The 8,824-nt window shown below is 49.4% G+C and carries 7 protein-coding genes, 2 pseudogenes and 1 other annotated feature; of the genes and pseudogenes, 3 read left to right on the top strand and 6 right to left on the bottom strand.

The features are described from left to right. Window positions 1-6: 6 nt before the first annotated feature. From pabB to ABD76_RS09350, 4 genes are all read right to left on the bottom strand, one after another. Complete coding sequence (pabB, locus tag ABD76_RS09365) at window positions 7-1,800, bottom strand: aminodeoxychorismate synthase component I (RefSeq protein WP_197256276.1); 1,794 nt, start codon at window positions 1,798-1,800, stop codon at window positions 7-9. Continuing rightward, window positions 1,760-2,389, bottom strand: a complete 630-nt coding sequence (locus ABD76_RS09360; RefSeq protein ID WP_197256274.1) for an anthranilate synthase component II — start codon at window positions 2,387-2,389, stop codon at window positions 1,760-1,762. Before ABD76_RS09360 ends, pabB begins: the two co-directional genes overlap by 41 nt. 693 nt (window positions 2,390-3,082) lie before the next feature. Then, complete coding sequence (locus ABD76_RS09355; RefSeq protein ID WP_197256271.1) at window positions 3,083-4,075, bottom strand: DMT family transporter; 993 nt, start codon at window positions 4,073-4,075, stop codon at window positions 3,083-3,085. Then, complete coding sequence (locus ABD76_RS09350; protein WP_197256286.1) at window positions 4,062-4,721, bottom strand: GntR family transcriptional regulator; 660 nt, start codon at window positions 4,719-4,721, stop codon at window positions 4,062-4,064. Before ABD76_RS09350 ends, ABD76_RS09355 begins: the two co-directional genes overlap by 14 nt. 170 nt (window positions 4,722-4,891) lie before the next feature. On the opposite strand from ABD76_RS09350, the gene ABD76_RS09345 reads away from it, so the two are divergent. Next, entirely contained in the window at window positions 4,892-5,470 is a 579-nt protein-coding gene (locus ABD76_RS09345; protein WP_197256269.1) for a GNAT family N-acetyltransferase, read from the top strand. Here ABD76_RS09345 and ABD76_RS30385 read toward each other — a convergent pair. Both ABD76_RS30385 and ABD76_RS09340 read right to left on the bottom strand, forming a co-directional pair. Continuing rightward, window positions 5,403-5,591 (bottom strand): annotated as a pseudogene (locus ABD76_RS30385) (hypothetical protein); the annotation flags it as partial. The gene ABD76_RS09345 and the pseudogene ABD76_RS30385 sit on opposite strands and share 68 nt — an antisense overlap. 24 nt (window positions 5,592-5,615) lie before the next feature. Further along, window positions 5,616-6,080 (bottom strand): annotated as a pseudogene (locus tag ABD76_RS09340) (carboxylesterase family protein); the annotation flags it as partial. A gap of 593 nt (window positions 6,081-6,673) precedes the next feature. Then, window positions 6,674-6,935, top strand: a binding site (T-box leader). A gap of 61 nt (window positions 6,936-6,996) precedes the next feature. Here ABD76_RS09340 and brnQ point away from each other — a divergent pair. After that, window positions 6,997-8,358, top strand: coding sequence for a branched-chain amino acid transport system II carrier protein (gene brnQ / locus ABD76_RS09335; protein ID WP_197256265.1), 1,362 nt, complete (start codon window positions 6,997-6,999; stop codon window positions 8,356-8,358). Window positions 8,359-8,568: 210 nt separating this feature from the next. After that, the coding region (tnpA, locus tag ABD76_RS09330; RefSeq protein ID WP_197256262.1) for an IS200/IS605 family transposase at window positions 8,569-8,824 on the top strand (256 nt) is incomplete at its 3' end.

Raw genomic sequence — 8,824 nt, 5'->3', positions numbered from 1 at the left:
CTTGTATTACACAACGCTTAGTTCATTCATGGCGCGATCGAGACTGTCCTGGAGCATCGTAACGGGAATCCATCCTCTTACACTGTTAATGAGCCAGATGTGAGATGCCTTGGGAATGTCGCTGATGGCGAGCGTTCGTTCCGTCACTGTCCCGGCAGCGATAAGCTCGCTGCGCAGCGTTCCGGCCAGCAGGCCGCTGTCCTGCGGCGGCGTGTATTTCGTGCCGTTCAACTCGAGGACGAGATTGCCGGTCGTAAATTCGGTGAGCTCTCCGTTCTCATTCCACAGCAATACATCATATGCGTCCCCTTTTTGTTCATCGTGCTTGGCGTATACTGCCCGATTCGTTGTTTTGTGATACAAGAACCGGTCGGAAGAGGACACCGGCGAAGAAGCAAGCACGGCCTTCGCGGGGCCTTGCCGTTCGGCAATCGGTTCGCTCTGAACGGTAATCAGGCCCGTTCGGGACAACAGCAGCCTGACTTTGCGCACACCAGCCGGGAATTCATGCGCATGCTGCAGCAGGGCTTGTCTGAGTGCATCCTTGTCGGCCTGGAAATCAAAATAAACGGCGGAATCGGCCATCCGGGCAATATGCTGTTCCAGAAGCTGATAGACGCCATTCTCCAAGCGGAGCGATTCCAGCAGTTCAAAATCCGGCCTGACTTCTGTGAGCAACAGCGCCTTCGTTCTCGCTTCCTGGTATTCATCCGCGGCCGTGGAATCCCATGTAATCCCCCCTCCGACGCCATATTCAGCCACGCTGCGCCTGTGATCAATCCATACCGTTCGTATCGCGACGTTGAATACCGCCGAGCCGTCAGGCCGTATGAGCCCTATGGAACCGCAATAAATCTCCCTCGGCGCCTCCTCCAGCTCGCAGATTAGATTCATCGTGCTGATCTTCGGAGCTCCCGTGATGGAGCCGCAGGGAAACAAGGCGGCAAAAATATCATCGATACCGATATCAGGCATCGTAGTCGCTGTCACGGTGGATGTCATCTGAAACAAGGTGTAGTACTTTTCAATCTCGAACAGCTTCGGCACCTGGACAGAGCCGGCTTCGGCAACCATGCCCAAATCATTGCGCAGCAGATCGGTAATCATCACATTTTCGGCCCGGTTTTTCTCCGATTGGCGAAGCCAGTCAGAGAGCCGTTCATCTTCCTTCACCGTAAGTCCGCGTTTTACGGTTCCCTTCATGGGGCGCGTTTCCAGGGATTTTCCGTTTTTTCTGAAAAAAAGTTCGGGCGAAGCGCTGAGAATACTGAAATCCCCCAGCTGCAGCATCGCTGAATAATTGGCTTGCTGCGCCTTGCACAATCTCGTATAGAATGCATAGGCATCTCCTTCGAATTGCGAACGGAGACGCATCGTATAATTGACTTGGTAAGTATCTCCTCTGGCTATGGCTTCATGTATCTTATGTATATTGTCATGATAACTTGGTTCGGCAACCGCAGGTTCCCATCCCGAGAGCCGATAGTCGCCCGCACCCGCCGGTTCGCCGTCGAGCGTGTATCCGCTGAATATCCCGAACCATACCAGCGGCATCACCGTGTTCCGATGGACACTAAAGACCGGATCAAAGGCGGGTGCCGCCTCGTACGATACGTAGCCAGCCGCGTAGTATCCCCGTCCGACCCATTCCTCTGCTCTCCGCAATGCGTCCCTGACTTCATTCCGGCTCCAGGCCACAATAATTTCAACCGGCTCCGAAAAAAACTTGCGCTCCATGCCGCGGTCCGCATCTGCAAAATCAAACAGAATATAGGGGGATGTTTGTCCCTGCTTCATCATGGTGAACCCTCCTTGGTATCTTCCCTGAATAGGACTGAAGAAAGTTAGCAAGAATGTGCTTGCCGTACGGCGTAATAATGGATTCGGGGTGAAATTGGACTCCTTCCACGGCATATTCCTTATGTCGAAGTCCCATTACCTCCCCCTCGCTTGTCCAAGCCGTAACTTCGAGCGGCTCAGGAACATCTGGCTCGACAATCAGAGAGTGATACCTCGCCACCGTAAGCGGATTCGGCAGGTCATGGAACAGCGTTTTGCCGTCATGCACAATATCTGATGTTTTGCCATGCATAAGTTGACTTGCAGAAGCGACTTTGCCGCCAAATGCCTGTCCGATGGCCTGATGGCCGAGGCAAACGCCAAGAATCGGAATCTTGCCGGCAAAATACCGGATCGCCTCAAGCGAGATCCCTGCATGATCCGGATTCGATGGTCCCGGCGAAATCACAATATAATCCGGAGACAGGGCTTCTATCGCTTTCAATGTTACAGAATCATTTCGATAGACCTGGACGGCCTGTCCCAGCTCTGAAATGTACTGTACCAGGTTGTAGGTAAACGAATCAAAATTATCGATCAGCACAAGCATATGATTCCTCCATCACTCGTATTGAACTGCCAACTTGGATGCGGAGAAAACGGAGAAGGGAGTGTTCCTGTTCTTCTGTCGCGTCCTATGTGCAGATTCTTCATCTAGACCGGATTCGACGGAGACGGCATGATCGCATTGCACCTCGCCCGGCAGTGCGGCTGGACTGCGGGAAACCCGCTTTATCTCTCCTCGACTGGAGAGAACGACTCCCGCTCCAGATGAAGCGGCTTAACTTCGCTTCCGGTTCGTGCTCCCAGGCGCAGCCTGGTAAAGATGATCAGTTGCTTCTTGTGAGGATATTCATGGGGTTACGATGCGGTAGGGTGTGACAATGCAGAAATATAAGAAAATATTCCACTTGAGCAATATTATATTAACAAAATTGCAAAAGTGTCAAATCTTCCAATCGCGTGAGCTTAGCCGCGCCCCTATCATCCGTTCCGTCTCTGTCTTCTCTTGAACGCCAAGTTAAAATCGATGACCGCAAACTGCTATTCAGATGTTTAAAGATACACTCGCCCGGCCTGGATTTTTTGTACGAGCCGATCCTTCGATACTTCGCGCTCTGAATCAACTCTTGTATTATGGTCTGATCGGAAAATCTGAAATTTAAGTGAAAAGGTGTTCAAAATCAAAAAACGAAGAACCTCTAAAGCCAGCGCTCGGGAGGTTCTTCTCCGTAAGGTTGATTTAGGTGTGAACATCTTGGTGGCGTATCTTTTCATCCTTATGAGATACATAACTATGCAGCATCATTCCCAGCATGATGACGAACATGCCGCACCAAGATAACATAGAGGGAAGCGGAGAAGCCAATAACGCGATCTCTCCGATAACGGCAAAAAGCACTTCCATCGATTGAGTCGCTTCCACGGCGGCCAGCTTTGGCATATCTCCTCTGACCATATCAGTCGCTTGAAAAAACAATACCGTCGCGATGACCCCTGAGAAAACAGCGACGAGTACAGATTGTATCGTTTGCTCTTGGCTTGGCGCTCCCTCTACAAAAAAACCATACAAGGACAGTAAAAACCAGAATGGCAAGCTGGCCAATGTCATTCCAAGTACCCGCTGATAAGCATCCACACGGTCTCCGCATATCTCCATCATCTTGCGATTACCGAGCGGATAGGCAAATGAAGCGACAATGACAGGTATAATCCCCAATAAAATATCTTTGGCCGCAAGATATCGGGCTTGCTCCACTTGCATCAGAATAATCCCGAGAAGAATGACAAAGGACATAACCAATCCTTTAAACGGAATTTTGTTTCTTTTCTTCATGAGCCCATCCGGTGTCAGCATGGTCTCCGTGAACAGCGGAGCCAATAAAGAACCTGATATGATTGTCATTTGCCACGTCCCGGCAATCACCCATCCTGGCGCATGCGCGGCCGCAAAGCACAAGGGAGCATAGAAGAGGCCAAACCCTACAAAGCTCCATAAAAACCATGTCCCGGGATTTTCCTTCATCACTTGCCATAACGGCCGCAATCGCTTCCTGCTGATCACAAGAAGCAGCAGGAATGGAACCATAAATATAAATCGCAGCGAAGCGCTCCATACCCAGCTTCCGCCTGATAGTTCCATGGCTCGATTCAGTATAAAGGTAAACGCAAAAAAGAAAGCCGCACAAATCCCCAGCAAAATCGGACGAAGTTTACCTGCTTCAATCTGTTTCATAAGTTAATATCTCTCCAAGACTTAACCAGTTCTGTTCCACAAGACGAGCTGCCGCTTCTACGTCTTTCTTTTTACAAGCTTCTATAATTTGCCGATGCTGTTCTACTGACTTGAGACCCTTTACAGAGGCAAATTGAGAAATTTCAAGACGCTGAATTTTGGATATGCTTCGTTCCAGCGCGCGCATGATTTCAGGATTGCCTGCCACGTCCAGAAAAACATGATGAAACAACTCATCAGCTTCAATGGCTTTTATAATGTCTTTTTTCTTCATAGCCGCCAGCAAAGCCTTATTGCTGAATTCCAATTTTTCCATATCGGACTCTTGCAGTAACGGAACCGCCACGCGAGCTGCCAAAGCATGCAAGACGGCTACCACCGGAAAGGCATGCTTCGCTTCCTCCAGATGCAATGGAGCAACGCGAGTAATCGAACCCGGAATCGACTCCACAAGCCCTTCATCCTCAAGACGCTTCAATGCCTCCCGGACAGGAGTGCGGCTAATTCCGAATTTTTCAGCTAACTCCTTGTCGTGCAAACGCTGCTCAGGCTGTAATTCCAAATCAATGATGGCCTTCTTTAACGTGAGATAGACTTCATCTCGTAACGACATTCGCTTAATTGGTTTGATCATATCCTTTTCCATAAAACCAATATATCGCATATTGGTTTTTCCAGCAACGGTTTCAAAAAGAAAAAGCCGCGGATCGTTCTGCGCGGCATTGAAGTTTGGTAAAATATTGCTCTGGGGGGATCATTCTTTCACATCTGGGCTGCAAAACGGAACAATCATCCTTATATGATGAGGTGTAGCGTATGGAGCATAGGAAGCATTATTCCTCCCGGAGGCTGCGGCGGAACAATAGCGTATTGGTCGTGGAAGGGCCGGTAGCTCCCGAGAAGCTGCGCGCTCTCCGAATGCATGCGGACCTGAAGACGTTTCGCGCTCCCGAGGATCAGCATAGAGCGCTTGAGGACATTGCGGCTCTCCCCGAGGGGAGAATTATTTTGGCGCGCGATGGCGATACGATAGTCGGTTATGTGACGTTCCACTATCCGGATGAACGAGAACCTTGGGGAGAAGCGCGGATGGAAGATTTGATCGAATTCGGCGCTATTGAAGTCGCCGGAAGGTATCGTTCGCTCGGATTAGGCAAGGAAATGCTCCAGCTCGCTTTTGCCCATGATCAAATGGAAGATGCGATTGTGTTCGCGACCGAATATTGCTGGTATTGGGACTTGGAACAAAGCAAGCTTGACGCGTGGGAATATCGTAAAATGCCGGATCAACCGCCCGCGGTTGATCCGGCAAGCACGAAAATCACGCCTGCTTCATCAGCGCAATATAAGAAGCAGGCATCTTATATCCGAGTTCTTCCTCGATGGAGGCGATAAGCTCGTCCGTCGGCGGCTCGCTAACATATTCCTCTAACGCGTAATCACAATCGTCCCAGAAATGGGAAATATCTACTTTTCCAAAAATGCTGTCCGCGGAGGAAACGGGCGCGCTGATCACTTTTCTTTCTAATGCTTTGTCAAAGATAAGTACGTTACGGCGGCTTCTTTCATATATCGGCCAATCGATACTGCCTTCATGTTCAGGCATGCCATTTTTAATATAACCGAGAAAATACCCTTGAATTTGGTCCGATAAATGCCGCGCTTCTTCCGTGTTCATATTTTCCAGTATCGGGGCATTGTCCCATTTCTCGAAATTGCCGAATACAAACGGCAATTCAATGCAATGGTAGGCTAATAAATAAGGATCCGGCGACGGATAATTGAACTGGAATACATAAGTCCGACTGCCGGTATCATGGAAAGAAGCCATGAACTCATAGGTTGGAAAAGTAAAGAGCGCATTCGAGAATCTCTCTACCAGGTCGAAGTAGTTCTCTTTGTCTCTCCATTCCGATCGATGCAAAAAGGCTGCGTATTCCTCTGCGGTGATTCCAGCAAGAACCTCTACTTTTCCGCCAGAAATTCGCAAGGCTTCCCTTTCCATATCCCCTTTCAGCAAGAATGGTTAGAGGAAACAAAGGAAATGAGGGAGGAATGGTGACGAAAGGAATCATTCTTGGTACAAATATTGCAATAGGGCTATTAAACGATGACAATAAAGTGGTTTACTACAAGCCATAAACTACAGAAAGACTCCAATGGGTTTTATTTCTTCGTCATAACCAAGTGCGAATTAATCAGCGGGGCAAAAAATAAATCTGAAATGAAAGCGATAAATCGTATTAACGAGAGCCGTTTTATTGAAGTTAATAACGGAATAGCTACAATTGCCGGAGAAATCAGGCTAGAGCAATAAGGAGAGAACAAGAGAATTGTAAAAGCCCCCGATTCATTGATTATTGCTGCGGCACTCAAAAAAATCATGCGCTTTTTTCATTTGATTAAAGGCATGTGGTTCGCGGAACACTACGGAATTAACTTCATAAAGGTTTGACGTTCTCCAACCATTTTTATATCCAAGGCTGATGTGTTTTACCGTAGAGCAATTATAATAGCCTGCCAGGAATATGTTGTGAAATATTGTGCATAGACAAGCTCCATGGTATTATGTGAAAATAGATAACAAATCACTTGGCGTAAATTTCATGGACGAGAAGAGTAGGCTATGAATCCCGATCCCCAGAGAGTTGGCGTATGCTGCAAGCCAACGTTCGGCTCATAACTGAAGGTCATCTCCGAGAAGCGCGGCTGAACTCGAGTAAGCTGCGACGGACTTCCACCGTTATCCGGAATGCGTATGGTATGGTATATCAGTACGTAGTGAGCTGCATGGTGCGGGAATGATAACAACCTGCTCCGTGAAAATGGGTGGTAACGCGGATCACAATCCGTCCCTGGGGAGGGGCGGATTTTTTGCGTTTTGGGTACAAAAGCGTCAAGATATCTAGGGGGAAGAAAAGATGAAATCACTATCGAAAAGCCACGTATTTTTCGTGGGACTCATGCTTTTTTCGTTATTTTTTGGCGCGGGGAACTTAATCTTTCCGCCGATATTGGGGCAGCAGGCGGGAGACAACTTCGCCGTCGCCATCCTGGGCTTCATTGTAACCGGCGTTGGCTTGCCGCTGCTCGCCGTCATCGCGATTGCCATGACAGGCCGTGACGTGCAGCATCTCGCGGGCCGGGTACATCCGAAGTTCGGCATCCTGTTCGCCATTATCGCCTACTTGTCGATCGGCCCTTTTATGGGAATTCCGCGCGTAGCGAATGTGTCCTTCGAAATGGGGATTCGTCCCTTTCTTCCCGAGCCGCTCCAAGCAGACGGTTGGGTGCTGCTGGCTTATACGCTCGCGTTCTTTGTTCTCGTCTATTGGCTCTGCTTGAATCCATCCAAATTGGTGGATCGCGTCGGGAAGATTCTTACGCCCTTGCTCCTCCTCTCCATCGCGGCGCTGTTCATCTCCGCGATGATGAGCCCGCTTGGAGAAGCGCAGCCTGCGATTAAGGAATATGCGACGTCGCCCGGCGTCAAAGGATTTATGGAGGGCTATCTGACGCTCGATACGATCGCCGCGCTCGCGTTCGGCATCATCGTCATTAACTCGATTCGCGATCAAGGCGTTCAGGACAAACGCGCGATCACGAAATCCGCGATTCAAGCCGCCCTCATCGCGGGCTTGGGCTTGTCGCTCGTCTATGCGGCGCTGGGATGGCTCGGAGTGACGAGTGTAACCGAGTTCGGCTATGCCCAAAACGGAGGGCAGCTGTTGACGCAAATCGTCCAAAAAATATTTGGACAGTCCGGATTACTGTTGTTGGCCGTCATTGTGACGCTCGCCTGCCTGACGACCTGCATCGGGCTCGTATCGGCGTGCAGCCAGTATTTTTCGACCTTATTCGGCCGGCTCAGTTATAATCAAGTCGCATTTTTGACCTGCCTAGTGGGCTTGTTGGTAGCCAATCTGGGGTTGAATACTATTCTGTCGGTATCTGTTCCGGTGCTGCTGGTCATCTACCCTGTAGCGATTGTGCTGCTGTTGATGTCCTTGGGCCACAGCTTGTTCGGCGGGAGCCCGTCCGTCTATGCCGGTGCGCTTATCGGCACCGTGCTCATCAGCTTATTTGACGGGTTGAAGGAGGCCAAAGTCCCGGTAGAACAGGTTACGGAGTGGCTCGGGTACCTTCCTCTGTATAAGCAGGGAATCGGCTGGGTCATTCCGGCGGCAGCAGGCGGCATTATCGGCTGGCTGATTGGATGGGCCATCGGAGCGATCTGGAATCGCGGACAGGCCGGCGCCCCGGCTTCGCAATACAAAAAGTAAGTTGCAGCAGTCATCCAAATACAAGACAGCAGCTTCTGACAAAGCCGGCGCCATGCCGGCTTTTTTGATTTGGGCTTTAGCCAGTTGAGTGCGTGAAACGCACGAAACAAAAAACCACCCGCTATGCGGGTGGAGGGATCGAGGGTTTGACCAACAAGACCATCCCGATAAAATTGAGATGTTCAGGCTCAATGAAAGGAATGGTCTTAGATGGCAAACAAGAACTATAGTCTAGCTCACACAAAGTGGATGTGCAAATACCACATTGTATTCACCCCGAAGTATAGACGGAAAGAGATCTGTAATCAAGTGAGGAAAGATTTGATCGAAATCTTCAAACGTTTATGTAAATACAAGGGAGTGGATATATTAGAAGGTCACATGATGCCAGATCATGTACATATGTTAGTAGCGATTCCACCAAAAATCTCAGTATCATCATTTATGGGAGATCTGAAGGGAAAAA

The organism is Paenibacillus dendritiformis (assembly GCF_015845845.1).
Lineage (GTDB): Bacteria > Bacillota > Bacilli > Paenibacillales > Paenibacillaceae > Paenibacillus_B > Paenibacillus_B dendritiformis_C.
Note: the sequence above shows the minus strand (reverse complement) of the source record. Positions and strands in the feature narration are given on the sequence as shown.